Source organism: Amycolatopsis sp. NBC_01286 (assembly GCF_035982555.1).
In the GTDB taxonomy this organism is placed as follows: Bacteria; Actinomycetota; Actinomycetes; order Mycobacteriales; family Pseudonocardiaceae; genus Amycolatopsis.
Genome location: NZ_CP108428.1, coordinates 1,932,902 through 1,946,860, shown reverse-complemented (window position 1 = coordinate 1,946,860; position 13,959 = coordinate 1,932,902). Strand labels below are relative to the sequence as shown.

15 protein-coding genes and 1 tRNA gene are annotated in these 13,959 nt (G+C 69.7%); 8 read left to right on the top strand and 8 right to left on the bottom strand.

All coding sequences use genetic code 11. The features are described 5' to 3' along the window. The first annotated feature begins 8 nt into the window (after positions 1–8). A complete protein-coding gene (locus tag OG570_RS09410) occupies positions 9–938 on the top strand; it encodes a patatin-like phospholipase family protein (protein WP_326956254.1) in 930 nt (309 codons plus the stop codon). On the opposite strand, the gene OG570_RS09405 is transcribed toward OG570_RS09410, so the two are convergent. The 3 genes from OG570_RS09405 to OG570_RS09395 form a co-directional block, all read right to left on the bottom strand. Beyond that, positions 935–1,399 carry a hypothetical protein gene (locus tag OG570_RS09405; RefSeq protein WP_326956253.1) on the bottom strand — a complete coding sequence of 155 codons (465 nt, stop codon included), beginning with the start codon at positions 1,397–1,399 and terminating at the stop codon, positions 935–937. The two genes, OG570_RS09410 and OG570_RS09405, sit on opposite strands and share 4 nt — an antisense overlap. An 84-nt stretch (positions 1,400–1,483) precedes the next feature. After that, on the bottom strand, positions 1,484–2,326 hold the full coding sequence (locus tag OG570_RS09400; protein ID WP_326956252.1) for an SAM-dependent methyltransferase: 843 nt from the start codon (positions 2,324–2,326) through the stop codon (positions 1,484–1,486). A 55-nt stretch (positions 2,327–2,381) separates the two neighbouring features. Then, entirely contained in the window at positions 2,382–2,840 is a 459-nt protein-coding gene (locus OG570_RS09395) for a MarR family winged helix-turn-helix transcriptional regulator (RefSeq protein WP_326956251.1), read from the bottom strand. Between the two features lie 159 nt (positions 2,841–2,999). On the opposite strand from OG570_RS09395, the gene OG570_RS09390 reads away from it, so the two are divergent. From OG570_RS09390 to OG570_RS09380, 3 genes are all read left to right on the top strand, one after another. Beyond that, positions 3,000–3,980, top strand: coding sequence for an alpha/beta hydrolase (locus OG570_RS09390; protein ID WP_326956250.1), 981 nt, complete (start codon positions 3,000–3,002; stop codon positions 3,978–3,980). Positions 3,981–4,119: 139 nt separating this feature from the next. Next, positions 4,120–5,328, top strand: a complete 1,209-nt coding sequence (locus OG570_RS09385) for an alpha/beta hydrolase (protein ID WP_326956249.1) — start codon at positions 4,120–4,122, stop codon at positions 5,326–5,328. A gap of 167 nt (positions 5,329–5,495) precedes the next feature. Beyond that, complete coding sequence (locus OG570_RS09380; protein ID WP_326956248.1) at positions 5,496–6,188, top strand: DUF4383 domain-containing protein; 693 nt, start codon at positions 5,496–5,498, stop codon at positions 6,186–6,188. 18 nt (positions 6,189–6,206) lie between these two features. Here OG570_RS09380 and OG570_RS09375 read toward each other — a convergent pair whose 3' ends face one another. Continuing rightward, on the bottom strand, positions 6,207–7,202 hold the full coding sequence (locus tag OG570_RS09375) for an SCO0930 family lipoprotein (protein WP_247060090.1): 996 nt from the start codon (positions 7,200–7,202) through the stop codon (positions 6,207–6,209). Positions 7,203–7,363: 161 nt separating this feature from the next. After that, on the bottom strand, positions 7,364–8,953 hold the full coding sequence (locus OG570_RS09370) for a lyase family protein (protein WP_326956247.1): 1,590 nt from the start codon (positions 8,951–8,953) through the stop codon (positions 7,364–7,366). A gap of 413 nt (positions 8,954–9,366) precedes the next feature. Here OG570_RS09370 and OG570_RS09365 point away from each other — a divergent pair, with 413 nt between their 5' ends. Then, on the top strand, positions 9,367–10,104 hold the full coding sequence (locus tag OG570_RS09365; RefSeq protein ID WP_326956246.1) for a TMEM175 family protein: 738 nt from the start codon (positions 9,367–9,369) through the stop codon (positions 10,102–10,104). Here the strand turns inward: OG570_RS09365 and OG570_RS09360 are convergent, their stop codons facing one another. Next, complete coding sequence (locus OG570_RS09360; RefSeq protein WP_326956245.1) at positions 10,105–10,638, bottom strand: DinB family protein; 534 nt, start codon at positions 10,636–10,638, stop codon at positions 10,105–10,107. Positions 10,639–10,848: 210 nt separating this feature from the next. Between OG570_RS09360 and OG570_RS09355 the strand changes: the two genes are divergently transcribed. After that, complete coding sequence (locus OG570_RS09355; protein WP_326956244.1) at positions 10,849–11,697, top strand: hypothetical protein; 849 nt, start codon at positions 10,849–10,851, stop codon at positions 11,695–11,697. A gap of 18 nt (positions 11,698–11,715) precedes the next feature. On the opposite strand, the gene OG570_RS09350 is transcribed toward OG570_RS09355, so the two are convergent. Beyond that, positions 11,716–12,261, bottom strand: coding sequence for an AAA family ATPase (locus tag OG570_RS09350; RefSeq protein ID WP_326956243.1), 546 nt, complete (start codon positions 12,259–12,261; stop codon positions 11,716–11,718). A 108-nt stretch (positions 12,262–12,369) separates the two neighbouring features. Here OG570_RS09350 and OG570_RS09345 point away from each other — a divergent pair. Continuing rightward, a tRNA-Lys gene (locus OG570_RS09345) sits at positions 12,370–12,442 on the top strand. Between the two features lie 306 nt (positions 12,443–12,748). Continuing rightward, positions 12,749–13,237, top strand: a complete 489-nt coding sequence (locus OG570_RS09340) for a SixA phosphatase family protein (RefSeq protein WP_326956242.1) — start codon at positions 12,749–12,751, stop codon at positions 13,235–13,237. On the opposite strand, the gene OG570_RS09335 is transcribed toward OG570_RS09340, so the two are convergent. Further along, positions 13,234–13,938 carry a S1 family peptidase gene (locus OG570_RS09335; protein WP_442788259.1) on the bottom strand — a complete coding sequence of 235 codons (705 nt, stop codon included), beginning with the start codon at positions 13,936–13,938 and terminating at the stop codon, positions 13,234–13,236. The genes OG570_RS09340 and OG570_RS09335 overlap by 4 nt on opposite strands. Between the last annotated feature and the right edge of the window lie 21 nt (positions 13,939–13,959).

The window sequence follows — 13,959 nt, the reverse complement described above, 5'->3', positions numbered from 1 at the left end:
TGGGAGGAGTGCACCCGGTACTCGAACTGATCTCCGAACGGCTGGCGACCGGCAGTGTCCCGGGCGAACGCACGGACGGCCGGCGCCTCGCGCTGGCCATCGAGGGCGGCAGCAGCCGCGGCACCTACTCGAGCGGGATGGTCCTGGCGCTGGACGAACTGGGCGTCACGCCCGCGTTCGACGCCGTCTACGGCTCGTCGGCCGGCGCGCTGAACGGCGCCTGGCTGCTTTGCGGCCGCTCGTCGACCGGCGTGCGGACCTGGTGGAACCCGGTGGTCATGCGCCGGATCATCAACCCGCTGCACACCCTGCGCGGCCGCGCCGTGATCGACCTCGAATACCTCGTCCACCAGGTCTATTCGGTGCTGGAGCCGATGGACTTCCCGGCGATCCTGGCCAACCCGGTGACGTTCCACCCGCTGGCCACCGACGCCGACACCGGCGAGTCCACCGACCTGCACCCCTTCCTCGACGACGTCGACGCGATCAAGGTCGCGCTCGCGGCGTCGTCCTGCATGCCGGTGCTGGCCGGGCCGCCGATCCCGATGGCCGGGCGCCGGTTCGTCGACGCCGGGGTGGCCGAGCCGATCCCGTTCCGCTCCGCGCTCGCCCAGGACGCCACGGATGTGCTGGTGCTGCGCACCCGCCGCATGGACGAGCTGCCGGTGCGGCCGCCGCGGGTGCAGGACGTCGTCGTGCCGCGGTTCCTGCGCCGCCAGGCGCCGGGCACGATCACCGCCTGGCACGACACCTACCGCCGCGACGTCGAAGACGAGGAGATCCTCGCGACCGACCCGCGCATCCTCAGCGTCCGGCCGCCGATGGGCGCACCGGACGTGGCGGTACTGGAACGCGATCCCGAGGTCCTGCACAAGGCCGTCGACCTGGGCAAGAGCGCCGTCCTCGACGTCCTGGAAGGCCTGCGCGAAGCGTCCTAGACGCGCACGGCGTGGTTCGCGCGCGACTGGACGACCAGCCGCTGCGTGCCCAGCGAAACGGCCAGGTAGAGCAGGATCGACGCGCTGCCCAGGCCCTTCGCGCTGCTGTCGATCAGCGCGTCGAGTCCGATGTGGACGCCGATCCCGGCCAGCCACAGCACGATCGTGAGCCAGGTGCCCTGGCGGAACAGCTGCCCGTCCTGGCGCCAGAGCCGCACGGTGTACCCGCGGACCACGCCGAACCCCGCGGCCAGCACCAGGCTGCCGACGAGCAGGCCGATCACCAGGCCCGTCGACGACGCGGACTTGAAGAACGAGCTCAGCTGGAGCACCCCGAGCACCAGCAGGATCAGCAGCACGGTCGGCTTGCGATCCTCCCGGACCGGGCGCTTCTGCGTCTGGCGCCACAGGATCCAGGCCACGACGACGATTCCGATGAGGATGTTGACCGAGCTGTTCACGAGCGTCCCTTCCGCGGTGCGTGGACACCACGGTGCTCGCGCCGGCGCCCCGGAGCGTCAACCCGGGGGTGGAAGCCGGGTGGATCAGGGCTTGCGGGCGATGCCGCCGATCACCCGCGACTCGGACGGCGAACCGGCGAAGACGGTCTGGTCGTCCGGGTGCCACGCCGGCGCGTAGACGAGCCCGGGCTCCAGCATCGGCCAGCCGCCGAAGAAGCGCTCGAACTCGGCCATCGGCCGCAGGAACCCCGGGTTGGTCGTGGTCTCGTAGTACTCGAGCAGGTCGATCAGGGCCTGCCGCTCGTCGTCGTTGACCGGGTTCTCGTTGGTCATCTGCGACAGCACCAGCAGCGACCCGGGGGCGAGCTTCCGGCGGTAGAAGGCGAGCAGCCGGTCGGGGTTCCGGTCGTCCTTGATGAAGTGCATGACGGCGTTGATCACCAGGGCGACCGGCTGCCGCACGTCGATGATGGCCGAGGCGGCCACCCGCTCCCAGAGGTCTTCGGGCTGCAGGAAGTCCGCCGCGATCGCGTGGTGGCGCTCCGGGTCGGCGGTGTCGGCGAGCAGCAGCGTCGAGTGCGCGAGCGCGATGGGCTCGTTGTCGATGTAGAGCACGCGGGTGTCGAGCTCGTCGCGCGTCTCGTCGGCGACCTCGTGCACGTTGCCCGCCGTCGGCAGCCCGGAACCGATGTCGACGAACTGGCGGATGCCGGTGCGCACGCACTCGCGCACGGCGCGGCCGAGGAACTGGCGGCTGCTCAGGCAGTACTCGCCCATCAGCGGCAGCCGGGCGCGGACCTTCTCGGCGAACGCGCGATCGATCGCGTAGTTCGTGTTCCCGCCGATGAAGTAGTCGTAGATCCGGGCGGCGGAGGGCCGGTCGAGACTGCTCTCGACGGCCTTGAGCGCGTCGTCGTGGTTGATCATTCGCGTCCCCTGCCTGCTTCGTGGCCCATGCTAACCACCCAGGCCGACGCCTTGATCACGCCGGGGACAACGCCTCCCGATAGGCGTTCACGGACGCCGTCAAACGGTCGAGTTCGCCGCGCATCCGGGCGAGTCCGGCTGCGTCGAGGCCCATCGCGTCGCCGATCGCGTCCGGGACGCCGACGGCCTTGTCGCGCAGCGCCTTCCCGGCGTCGCTGAGGCTGACCATGACCGCGCGCTCGTCGTCGACCTGCCGGTTGCGCAGCACGAGACCGGCCGCGTGCAGCCGCTTGAGCAGCGGCGACAGCGTGCCGGAGTCGAGGTTCAGCTCGGCGCCGAGCTCCTTGACCAGGCGGTCGTCCTGCTCCCAGAGCGCCAGCATCACGAGGTACTGGGGGTAGGTCAGGTCGAGCTCCGCGAGGACGACCCGGTACAGCGACGTCACCGCGCGGGACGCCGAGTACAGGCCGAAGCAGAGCTGGTCGTCCAGTCGCAGTGAGCCGTTCTCCGTCATGGCGGCCTCCTCTCTCGTAACTCTCCATGGTCCCCGATCGGGTGGTGCGTGGCAACTTAAGTGCCCCTGATCTCATTGGGCATCATTAAGTTGTGCACAACTCAGTTGAGAGCTACCTTTAAGTCATCAGCTTGCTCCACCCGCCCCGAGGAGGCAGAGATGACCGCCAACCCGCACCACATCGCTCTGGAACCGGCCGCGCAGGCGTTCGCCGAGGCCACCGACCAGCCGCCGTACCTGTTCCAGCTGCCGCCGGAGGAAGGTCGCAAGGCCGTCGACGGCGTCCAGGACGGCGAGATCGCCATGGCCGCCGCCGAGATCGAGGTGCTGACCGTGCCCGGCGGCCCGACCGGCGAGGTCGAGACCCGGATCGTCCGCCCCGCGGGTGTCGAGGGTCCGCTGCCGGTGATCGTCTACGTCCACGGCGCGGGCTGGGTCTTCGGTGACTTCCACACCCACCAGCGCCTGGTGCGCGAGCTGGCCGCCGGGACCGGCGCGGCCGTCGTCTTCCCGGAGTACGACCGCTCGCCGGAGGCGCGCTACCCGGTCGCCATCGAGCAGAGCTACGCCGTGGCGAAGTGGGTCGCCGAGCACGGGGCCGAGAAGGGGCTCGACACCACGCGCATCGCCGTCGCCGGCGACTCGGTCGGCGGGAACATGACCGCGGCGCTCACCATCCTCGCCAAGCAGCGCGGCGACGTCACCTTCCGGCAGCAGGTGCTCTTCTACCCGGTCACCGACGCGAACTTCGACACCGCGTCGTACACGGAGTTCGCCGAGGGCTACTTCCTCGCCCGCGAGGGCATGAAGTGGTTCTGGGACCAGTACACGACGGACCCGGCCCAGCGTGCGGAGATCACGGCGTCGCCGCTGCGCGCGTCCCTCGAGGAGCTCGCCGGGCTGCCGCCGGCCCTCGTGATCACCGGCGAGGCGGACGTCCTTCGCGACGAAGGCGAGGCGTACGCGGCGAAGCTGCGTCAGGCCGGCGTGCCCGTCACGGCCGTGCGGTACCAGGGGATCATCCACGACTTCGTGATGGTGAACTCGATGCGCGAGACGCACGCCGCCGAAGGTGCGATCACGCAGGCGATCTCCGTGCTGTCGCGGGCTTTCGCGGGCTTTCGCGAAGTGAATTCCTGAGAGAGCGCTGAGTGCGCGACGCGTTGCGGCCCTATGACGGAACTCACAGGGCCGCAACGCAGGTGGTGGGTCAAACGTGCTATATACGCGAGTCCCGTTGTCCGGGCGCGCGTTTTGCCCGCCTGGAAGGACCCGTCCCATGCACCTGAGCAGCATCCGGCTGGACTCGCCGGTCAACATGATCGTCGTGGTCGTGCTGACGCTGCTCGCGATCATCGCGGTGCCGTGGTTCTGGGACCGCTGGAAGCGCAAACGGCTCTGGCGCAGCGCGACGATCCTGCTCGCGGTCGTCCTCCTGGTCGTCTCGACCGGCATGGCGGGCAACATGATCGGCGGGTTCTTCCCGACGGTCGGCTCGCTGCTCGGCACCGGCGTCTACTCCGCGCCGGGCACCGACGCCGAGGCGGCGCAGAACGGCGAGGACCTCGAGAAGCTGCGGGACGCCGCGGTGGCGCACGCCCGCGAGGGCAAGGGCACGGTCGTCCACATGAAGGTGACCGGGCGCCGGACCAAGATCACCCGCGACGTCACCGTCTACCTGCCGCCGCAGTACTTCGACGCGGGCTTCAAGGAGCTCAAGTTCCCGGTGGTCGAGTGGATCCCGAACTACCCGTCCGGCCCCGAGGTCGTCACCGCCGGCTACCACCTGCCGGAGCAGCTGGACGCGGCGATCGGCAAGCGTGTGCTGCCGCCGACGGTGGTGATCGTGCCGGACCCGACCGGCGTCCCGAAGGTCGGCCACGACACCGAATGCGTCGACGAGGTCAACGGCACCGCGAACGACACCTACCTGACCGCGGACCTGCGGGACTGGGCGCTGCAGAAGCTCGGCGCGGCGCCCGACCGCCGGGCCTGGACGATCGCGGGCTGGTCGTCCGGCGGGTACTGCGCGATGAACCTCGTGACCCGGCACCCGCAGTGGTACGGACAGGCGGTCAGTGTCAGCGGCTACGACAAGGCGCAGGTCGATTCCGAGACCGAGGACCTCTTCCACGGCCGGCGGGACATCAACGACGCCAACAACGTCCGGCTGAACGTGCGCCTGCACCCGTCGCCGGTCGACATCCTGGCCATCGCGGGGGACAAAGAGAGCTACGAAAGCTTTGCGATCGACCAGATTCGCAACGCGGCCCGGCCGCCACTGCGGTTTTCGTCGTGGAAGATCCCGGATGCCGGGCACAACATGAACACCTTCAAGTCCCAGATCCCCGACGTCCTCGCGTGGATCGGCGCGCACAGCACGGCTCCCGGCCCGGTCGGCCGACAGGTCGAGACCACCGGCGGCGTGCAGCCCTGGCCGTTGCCGCGTTCGGGCGCGCACGGCGCGCTGGCCGACACCGACCAGTAGCCGTTCACCGTCCACTGAGGACGGTTCGGCGATTTCCGACATCGTTGTCATCGGTGTGGGGCCAGTGATCGGACGTCTGGGGGTTTTCGCCTCGTTTCGCGCACAGTGGTCGCGGGGTACCTGGGTGCGGTGACAGTCGTCACCACATGCTGGGAAGGACTGGAGTCATGGCTCACGCGAAAGGCGCACGCATCCGGGTTCGCGGCCTGCAGCCGGCGCAGGTACTGGCCGGACTGGCCGGGATCGCGTTCATCATCGTCGGCATCATCGGATTCACCAGGACGGGCGTCGGGAACTTCGCCGGTCACCACGACGCCGGGTTGTGGCGGTTCTCCGGCAATCCCCTGACCAGCCTCGTCCGCGTCGTCACCGGCGTGGTCGGCCTGCTGCTCGCGTTCGGTTCGGGCCGCGCCCGGACGTTCGGCTGGCTGCTGTTCATCGGTTACGGCGCCCTGTTCGTGTGGGGCCTGATGATCGACGGCCTCATCTCGAACAACCCCTTCGCCAACGCCGGCAACCCGATGGACCTCGGCCCCGCCGACACCTGGCTGCACCTCGGTGTCGCCGCGCTCGGTCTGCTGATCGCCGTCCTGCCGGCCCGCCGCACCATTCTCGTGCCCGAGGAAGACGAGGTGGCCGACGAGCCGACCGTCGTCGAGCAGCGCACCGACCGTGTTGCCGACAACGACCGCGTGACCGAACGCGTCCCGGTCGTCGAGGGTTCCGCCGCCGACCGCGACCGCGTCGCCGTCGCGGACACCGAGGCGCCCCGTCGTCGCCGGCCGTTCCTGCGTCGTGACCGCAACGAGCAAGGCCCGGAAGTCGCTCGTGAAGAGCGTCCGCCGGGCCTCGCGCACTAGATCAGTGGGTTCGGGTGGTCAGTAGCTGTAGCCACCCGAGTCGCTGGAGCTGCTGCTCCCCGTACCGCCGCTGCTGGCCGGAGCCTGGCTGGTGGCGGCGGTCGCGGGGTTGGTGCCGAGCTTGCAGCCGGCGGGCTCGATGACGAACCAGGTGCCGTTGACGCCCATGCCGTTCGCGTCGCCCGGCTTCAGGTCCTTCGAGAAGGTGTAGACGGGCCAGCCGCCGATGGTGACCTGCTCGGTGCCGTCCGCGCGCTTGATGCTGCCGAGCAGCTTCGAGTCGATGCCCTGCAGTTCGACCTTGCCGTTCGAGAGCACCGGCGGCCAGGTCTTCTGGCAGTCGCCGTTGCAGGCGGACGTCTTGGCCTTCTTGGTGTCCTTGGTGAACAGGTAGAGCGTCATGCCGTTCTGGTCGGTGATCGCGTCGCCGAGGCCGTCGATCTTGGTGGCGCTGAGCTTCACGACGCCGGCTTCGGTGCCGGTCCCGGTCGCGGCCTGCTGGCCGGCCTTGCCACCCTTGGCGTTCGAGGCGTACCAGGCGCCACCGACACCCTGGCCGGTCGCGTCGCCGGCCTTGGCGTCCTTGGCGTAGCGGTAGAGCGCCCACCCGCCGACGGTGATCTGCTCGGTACCGTCGGTCCGGGTCACCTTCCCGACGAGGCTCTTGTCGACGCCTTGAACCTGCACGTCCCCGGTGGCCAGCATCGGCGGCCAGGCCTTGGCGCAGTCACCGTCGCAATTGGACTTCGGCGGCTTGGCCGTGTCCTTGTCGAAGCGGTAGAGGGTCATGCCGTTCTGGTCGGTCAGTACCTGTCCCACAGCGGCGACATCGGCGACGACGAGTTTCGACTCGTTCGACGCCGGGGCCGCGTTGCCCAGCTGGCCGCCACCGGTGCCACCAGCCGCCGCCGGAGCGATGACGGGCTGTGCGGTTTCGGCGCCCGAGCAAGCGGTGAGCACTGCCAGCCCGGCTGCCGCAGCGGCGACGGAGACGGCGATGCGCGTGCGAAGCATGGAAGTTCTCCTTGTGTCCGTTGGGATTGTCCGCCGCTCGGTGCGGCTGCCTGATACCCACTACACGGACACTCCACGGAGGCGGTTCAAAGTATTTTCACGAACCTTCCGACGCAGGTCGGGCCCCTGAGCCCGCCCACGCGACCAGGTGAGGTCCGCTATTACGCGTCGCTGCCCGCGGCTTTGTCGTCACCCAGGGCACGGTCGACCAGCGTGGTTGCCGCGCCGGTATAGCCGGCCGGGTCGAGAAGGCCGTCGAGCGCCGCCGGGGTGAGCACACCGGTGATCGCAGGCAGCTCGTCCAGCACCTCACGCAACGGCCGGTCCTCACGAACCGCGCGCAGGGACGCCTCACCGAGCAACTCCTTGGCCGCCGCCTTCCCGAGCAGCGGCGAGAGCGCAGCCGACAGCCGTTCGGAGACGATCAGCCCATGCGTCGAGGCCAAGTTGTCCCGCATCCGATCCGGCAGCACGGTCAACCCGCGCGCCAACTCGACGGCCGTGTAAGCAGCACCCCCGGTCAGCCGCAGACACTCCCGGACGAGCTGCCACTCGGCATGCCAAACCCCGGCCGAACGCTCATCCTCAGCCAGCATCGACTGCGTAACCCCCGCAGCCAGCACAGGCACCTGCAGCGCGGCAGAGCGGATCAACGTCGCCAGCACCGGGTTGCGCTTGTGCGGCATCGCGGAAGACCCGCCCCGCCCAGCCGCGGCCGGCTCAGCGACTTCGCCGAGCTCGGTCCGGGTAAGCGTCTCGACGTCAACCGCCAGCTTCCCCAACGCACCGGCCGTGAAGGCCAGCGCACCGGCAAGGTCCACAACGGGCGTCCGCAGCGAGTGCCACGGCAGCACGGGCGCGGCCAACCCGGTCTCCTCGGCGAAGGCGGCGGTCAGCCGCTCCGCATACCCACCGTCGGCCGCGCTGACCCCCGCAGGCTTGGTGCCCGCAGCCCCGCCGCCGGCCACGCTCGCGTCAGTGAGTCCAGCGTCGGCAGGCACGCCAGCGGCCGGCACCGCACCGGCAGTCCCGGCACCGGCAGGTCCAGCGTCGGCGGGCACGCCAGCGGCATGCCCGCCGTTGTCAAGCCCTCCGTCAGCACGCTCGGCGTCGGCGAGACGCGCGTACTCGACGTACGCCGCCAGCGTTCCGGCCGCGCCACCCAGCGAGACCGGCAGCCCACCGTCCAGCACGCGCCGGACTCGGGCCGCCGCATCCAGCACCAGCCGGCGCCAGCCCGCGGCCTTGAGCCCGAACGTCGTCGGCACGGCGTGCGCCGTCAGAGTGCGGCCGGCCATGACCGTGTCCCGGTGCGCACGGGCCAGGTCGGCCAGCGCCTCAGCCGTGGCGTCGAGGTCGTCGGCGAGCGGACGCAGCGTCCGGTCGGCGACCAGCATCATCGCGGTGTCGAAGATGTCCTGGCTGGTCGAGCCACGGTGCACGTACTCGGCGGCGTCGGGCGCGATCGCGCCAACGGCCGACGTCAGCGCCTTGACCAGCCCGACGACCGGGTTCGCGGTCGCCCGCGACCCCCGAGCCAGCTCGACGACATCGATCCGCGCGCTGCTCGCCGCCTCGGTGATCGCATCCGCGGCCGCCGGGGGCACGGTGCCGAGCCGGGCTTGCGCTCTCGCCAGCGCCGCTTCGGCGTCGAGCATGGCGCGCAGCCAGGCTCCGTCACCGGTCGACATCTCGGCCGGAGTCCCGGCCCGCACCGGAGACAACAGCCCGGAATCGGGGTCGACGGTCATAGCGCCAGCATCGCACGCATCCGGCCTACCGCCCGGCAGGGCAGTCACCCGAAGGCGCGCCCATGCCTCGCCTCGCTGGGCAGGTCAGCCGAGACGCGAGCGTGCCTCGCCTCGCCAGCCGGTCAGCCGAGACGCGAGCGTCGATCGCTAGGCCGGTAAGCCCGAAGGCGCGAACGTGCCTCGCCAGGCCGGTAAGCCCGAGGGCGCGGCCGTGCCTCGCCAGGCCGGTGAGCCGAGAGCCAGAGCGTGCCTCGCCAGCCGGTGAGCCGTCGGCGGGAGCGTGCCTCGCCGGGCAAAGCCAGCCGAAGCCGCGAGCGCGCCTCACCAAGGCGAGTCGCCGTCAGCGTGGGCCACCGAGCCGCGTCAGCCGGAGGCGAGTGGGCTCACCGAGGCGGCCCAGCCGAAGAGCGGGCATGCCTCACCCAGGCAAGCTGTCCGGAAGCGCAACGGCGGCTTACCGACAACGTCAGCCGACCTCCGCCGCTGTCACCCGGTCGCGTCTGGCACGCTCTCCGTCCATGAGTGACGCCACACCCGGCGAAGACACCGCCGCCGCATCCGAGGAACGGTTGTTCGCCGCCGAGCGGCTCGTCTTCTTCTCCGACGCCGTCGTGGCCATCGCCATCACCCTGCTCGCGCTCGAGCTGCCGCTGCCGGAGGGCATCACCGGCACCGAGCTGCTGCGCTCACTCGGCGATCACAAGTCCGAATACGTCTCCTTCCTGATCAGTTTCGCCGTCATCGGCGGCCACTGGCGTGCCCACCATCGCCTGTTCGAGCACGTCACCACGGTGAACGCCGGCCTGATCAGGATCAGCTTCAGCTGGCTGCTGATGCAGGTGATCATGCCCTTCGCCACGAAGGTGATCGGCGGAGACGGCGCGTTCGAATTCCGCTTCGTCTTCTACGCCATCGTGCAGGTCATCGCTATGTCCGCGTTCCTCCTGATGGTCTGGCAGATCCAGCGTCACCACCTGTACCGCACGGACACCCCGCCGGAGCTCTTCGGCAGGACTTACCGCGGGTCCGGCGTGATGATCGCCGCCTTCGCCGTGTCGATCCCGGTCGCCTTCTTCACGCAGTGGGCCTACGCCTGCTGGATCGTCGTTCCGCTCGTGTCCGGTCTCCTCCTTCGGTCTCGCAAAGCCTGATCACTCGCCCGTCACGCCGTCGACCCGTTCGCGGATCAAGTCGGCTTGTCCACAGTGGCGCGCGTACTCGCCGACCATCCGCAACATCAGCCAGCGCAAGGTGAACGGCGTGCCGGTGCTGATCCGGGTGCCGGTCGAGTCCACTGTGCTCGCCGCGACGATCGCCCGTGACCGCTCGCATTCGGCGTGCCACAGGGCGAACGCCTCTTCGACGTCGCCATCCAGCACGGTGAACTCGAAGTCCGGGTCGTCGTCGGAGGTGTAGAGGTTCGGGACGTCCTCGCCCGCGAACTGGATCCGGAACCACCACCGTTCGACGCCGGTGAGGTGCCTCAGCAGCCCGTGCAGCGACAGCGTCGACGGCGATACCGAGCGCTCCGACAGCTGCGCCGGAGCCAGGCCGGCGCACTTCAGCTCGAACGTGCGCCGGTAGTAGTCGACGGTCTCGGTCAGGGCCTGCAGCTCGCCCGCGACCTGGGTCAGCTCGGCGCGCTCACCGGTGAGCCGCGGCCCGTAGACGATGTGTTCGGTCATGTGCGGAGCGTGCCAGAGGGGTACGACAATTTCGGTTCGCGGCGGCGGCCGGTGACCGGGCAACGGCCGATAAGCCCAGTTCAGACACGGTTTCGCGGACTCGGTAACGAATCTTCGGGAGCGGCGATCTGATCTTCGTCACCTGCTGCGCGGTACCAGTCCCCACCGGTCGGAGCGGCACCCTTCGGTTCGGAAACAGGAGAACAAACTATGGAGCGAACCGGTCGAAGAGCCGCCGTTCTGGCCGCGCTGGCCGCGGCGGTCATGCTGGCGGCACCCGCGGTCGCGTCCGCGGCCCCGCCCGCCAGCGCGATCGACGTCAGCGACACGAGCCTCCACGCCGGCGACACGTTCACGGTCACGGAGCAGCTCTACAACCCGACCGACTTCACGGTCACCGGAGCGAAAGCGGCGGTCTACACCAAGGAATCACCGATCGTGGACCTGGTGGACCTGGTGTCGTGCACCGGTTCGATCGCGCCGTGCGGGCCGTACTTCAGCAGCTACCGCGGCGGTGTCGGCGACCTGGGCCCGGGCGAGAGCGGGTCGGTGACGTTCACCTTCAAGGTCAAGGACGACGCCACCGGCGGCCAGTTCACGCTGCAGCACCAGTTCGCGGGCGACAACTACGCGTTCGGCGTCGAGGACGGCCCGGCCGTCACGATCACGGCGGCGCCGAAGGCCGACGTCAAGGTCGCGCTGACGGCCACCCCGCGCATCGGCGTGTTCGCCCGCGTCGACTACGTGGTCACGGCCTCGAACACCGGCCCGGCCTCGGCGACCGGCGTCCGCGTGACGGTCAACCCGGGTGCGAACCGCTCGGTCATCTCGACGACCGGCTGCACCAAGACCGGCGCGACGCTGAGCTGCACGATCGGCACCCTCGCCCCGGGCGCCTCGGCGACGGCCAAGTTCACGTCCGAGGGCGGCATCCTCGCCTGGGGCGCGTTCACGGCCACGGCCCAGCGCGCGGCGAGCACCCCGGCCGACCCGAACACGGCCAACGACGTGGCATCGAAGAAGTGCACGGCGTACACGGGCCTGTACGTGACGTGCTGATCCGTCCATAAGGGAGCGTCAGAGCGCGAAGTCCGCCGTGCGGCCCCGGTGCCGCACGGCGGACGCGGTCTCCTCGACGCTCTGCTCGGAGGTGTCCAGCACGAACCGCTCGAGCTCGCCCAGCGCGGCGAACGCGCCGTGCATCCCCTTGATGGGCTCGACCTCGGTGAGCTCCCGGCCTTCACGAGCGGTCCCGCGCGCGAGGGTCACTTCCAGACTCGGTCGTAGAACGACGTAGAACAGGTCCAGACCGTCCCGCTCGACGGCGTCGCGGAACGGCTGAAGAGCCCACGGCCCGACGATGCCGTCGAGGACGACGTCATAACCCCCACGGGCATAACCACAGGCGGCGTCGGCGAGCACACCGAGCACGACCTCGTTCTGCCGCGCGGCTTCGGGCAAGTACGGCGGCACGAACCCGGTCCGGATCCAGACGTAGAAGCTGTCGGTGTGCAGGTGGACGGTCGCCCGCGCCGCCCCCGCGGCGACGAACTGGGCAACGGTGGACTTCCCGGCCCCGGGCGGCCCGGTGAGGATCAGTAGCGAACCGGCGTCATCAGGCATGCACGCCATCATGGGCACCACCGCCGGCCAAGACCAGTCTTGACCTTCCAGGCGGCCTGATCCACCCGCGGAGGGCGGCTGAGCGGGCCCCGGCTAAGCTGGGAGCACGGGCCGTTAGCTCAATTGGTAGAGCTGCGGACTTTTAATCCGTAGGTTCTGGGTTCGAGCCCCAGGCGGCCCACTCAAACTTCCTGGTCAGCGGCTATCCCGTCGCCGGCGGGCACGGTTGCGTGGGAGGCTTCGCGCGTGGACCGGAATCGATTGGTGGCCGACTCGCCTGCTCAGCTGACTTCGCGGCAGCGCGGGTGGATTCTCGCCACCGCGATCGTGACCACGGCCGGGACCGTCATGTTCCTCGCCCTCGGCCTGCTCTCCAGCGTGTGGACTTCATGGCTGTGGGCCGGGTTGCTCAGTGTCTCCGCAGCCCGTCATTGGTACCTCTACGCGAGTCGTCGAGTCCGGCCGGTGCCTGTGGGAAGGTCGTGACGTGGATCAGACCCGGTTGCTTCTCGTCCTCCGGCACGCCAAGTCGGCCTGGCCGGAAGGCGTTGACGACCACGAACGTCCTCTCGGGCCGCGGGGGCTCAAGGACGCTCCCAAGGCCGGGCGCTGGCTGAGAGAACACGGCTACCTGCCCGAGCGCGTCCGCTGCTCCACCGCTCGCCGGGCGCGGGAGACCTGGCAGCTCGCCTCCGGGGAGTTCGAGCAGCAGCCGCCGGTCGAGTACGACGCTGAGCTCTACGGCGGTGACTACCTGGACATCGCGCGTCGAACATCGGACGATGTGACCAGGCTTGCGCTCGTCGGGCACGAGCCCAGTGTCAGCGAAGTGACTTTCCAGCTCGCCGGAAGAACTGCGATCGACGCGTTCCCGACCGGTGCCGTCGCGGTATTCGAAGTCGCGGAAAGCTGGGCCCGGCTCGACCGGGCCCAGCTGACCGCATTCTTCCGGCCGCGGGATTTGCCGGGAAACTAAACTCCGGCCACCTGGGAAATCCAGCTGCGGTAACGCGTGATGTTCGTGTACGCCGTGTTGTTCGACCTGTCACTGGTCGAGGCGACGCCGACCTGGCGGCCCGAGGCGAACATCGGGCCGCCCGAATCGCCGCCTGCCGTGATGCCGTTGACGCGGTTGGCGCACACCGCCACGCCGCCCGTGTAGTCGCTGCAGCCGATGGAGTTCACCCGGACCGTCGCGACCTTCAGGTATCGCGATTGGCAGTTGATCTCGGAGCCGCACTGGCTCGTCGCGCCCCAGCCGTAGACCGAGACGTTCTGGCCGACCGAGACGTCGCCGACGTTGCCGAGTGGCGAGTACGTCGCGCTCACCGACGTCGTCAGGCGGACGATCGCCAGGTCAGCGGGGCCGTTGTAGCGGGTGATCGTCGACCCGGTGGCCGTCGCGCCGCCGCTGGACTGGTCCAGGCTGCCGATCCGGAACGTGTACGTGCCGGCGCTGCTGACGCAGTGCTTCGCCGTCAGGATGTACTGCGGCGCGATGATCGTCGCGGTGCAGTTCTGCTGGCCGTTCACGAACAGCCGCGCCGCCCAGGGGCCGCTCGACGCGTTGCTGCCGCCGATGATCGACGTCTGGGCCGTCGCGGGGCCGGCGAGACCGACCACCGCCAATGCCGTACTGGCGGCGAGCAGGACCAATTTGCCGAAGCGTACTTTCACGCTCACTCCTCATGGGTGCGG

What these genes read in the sequence shown, in the direction of transcription:
- OG570_RS09400 (WP_326956252.1), bottom strand. Translation starts at nt 2,326, where the DNA reads ATGATCAACCACGACGACGCGCTCAAGGCCGTCGAGAGCAGTCTCGAC.
- OG570_RS09395 (WP_326956251.1), bottom strand. Translation starts at nt 2,840, where the DNA reads ATGACGGAGAACGGCTCACTGCGACTGGACGACCAGCTCTGCTTCGGC.
- OG570_RS09390 (WP_326956250.1), top strand. Translation starts at nt 3,000, where the DNA reads ATGACCGCCAACCCGCACCACATCGCTCTGGAACCGGCCGCGCAGGCG.
- OG570_RS09385 (WP_326956249.1), top strand. Translation starts at nt 4,120, where the DNA reads ATGCACCTGAGCAGCATCCGGCTGGACTCGCCGGTCAACATGATCGTC.
- OG570_RS09380 (WP_326956248.1), top strand. Translation starts at nt 5,496, where the DNA reads ATGGCTCACGCGAAAGGCGCACGCATCCGGGTTCGCGGCCTGCAGCCG.
- OG570_RS09375 (WP_247060090.1), bottom strand. Translation starts at nt 7,202, where the DNA reads ATGCTTCGCACGCGCATCGCCGTCTCCGTCGCCGCTGCGGCAGCCGGG.
- OG570_RS09370 (WP_326956247.1), bottom strand. Translation starts at nt 8,953, where the DNA reads ATGACCGTCGACCCCGATTCCGGGCTGTTGTCTCCGGTGCGGGCCGGG.
- OG570_RS09365 (WP_326956246.1), top strand. Translation starts at nt 9,367, where the DNA reads ATGCCTCACCCAGGCAAGCTGTCCGGAAGCGCAACGGCGGCTTACCGA.
- OG570_RS09360 (WP_326956245.1), bottom strand. Translation starts at nt 10,638, where the DNA reads ATGACCGAACACATCGTCTACGGGCCGCGGCTCACCGGTGAGCGCGCC.
- OG570_RS09355 (WP_326956244.1), top strand. Translation starts at nt 10,849, where the DNA reads ATGGAGCGAACCGGTCGAAGAGCCGCCGTTCTGGCCGCGCTGGCCGCG.
- OG570_RS09350 (WP_326956243.1), bottom strand. Translation starts at nt 12,261, where the DNA reads ATGCCTGATGACGCCGGTTCGCTACTGATCCTCACCGGGCCGCCCGGG.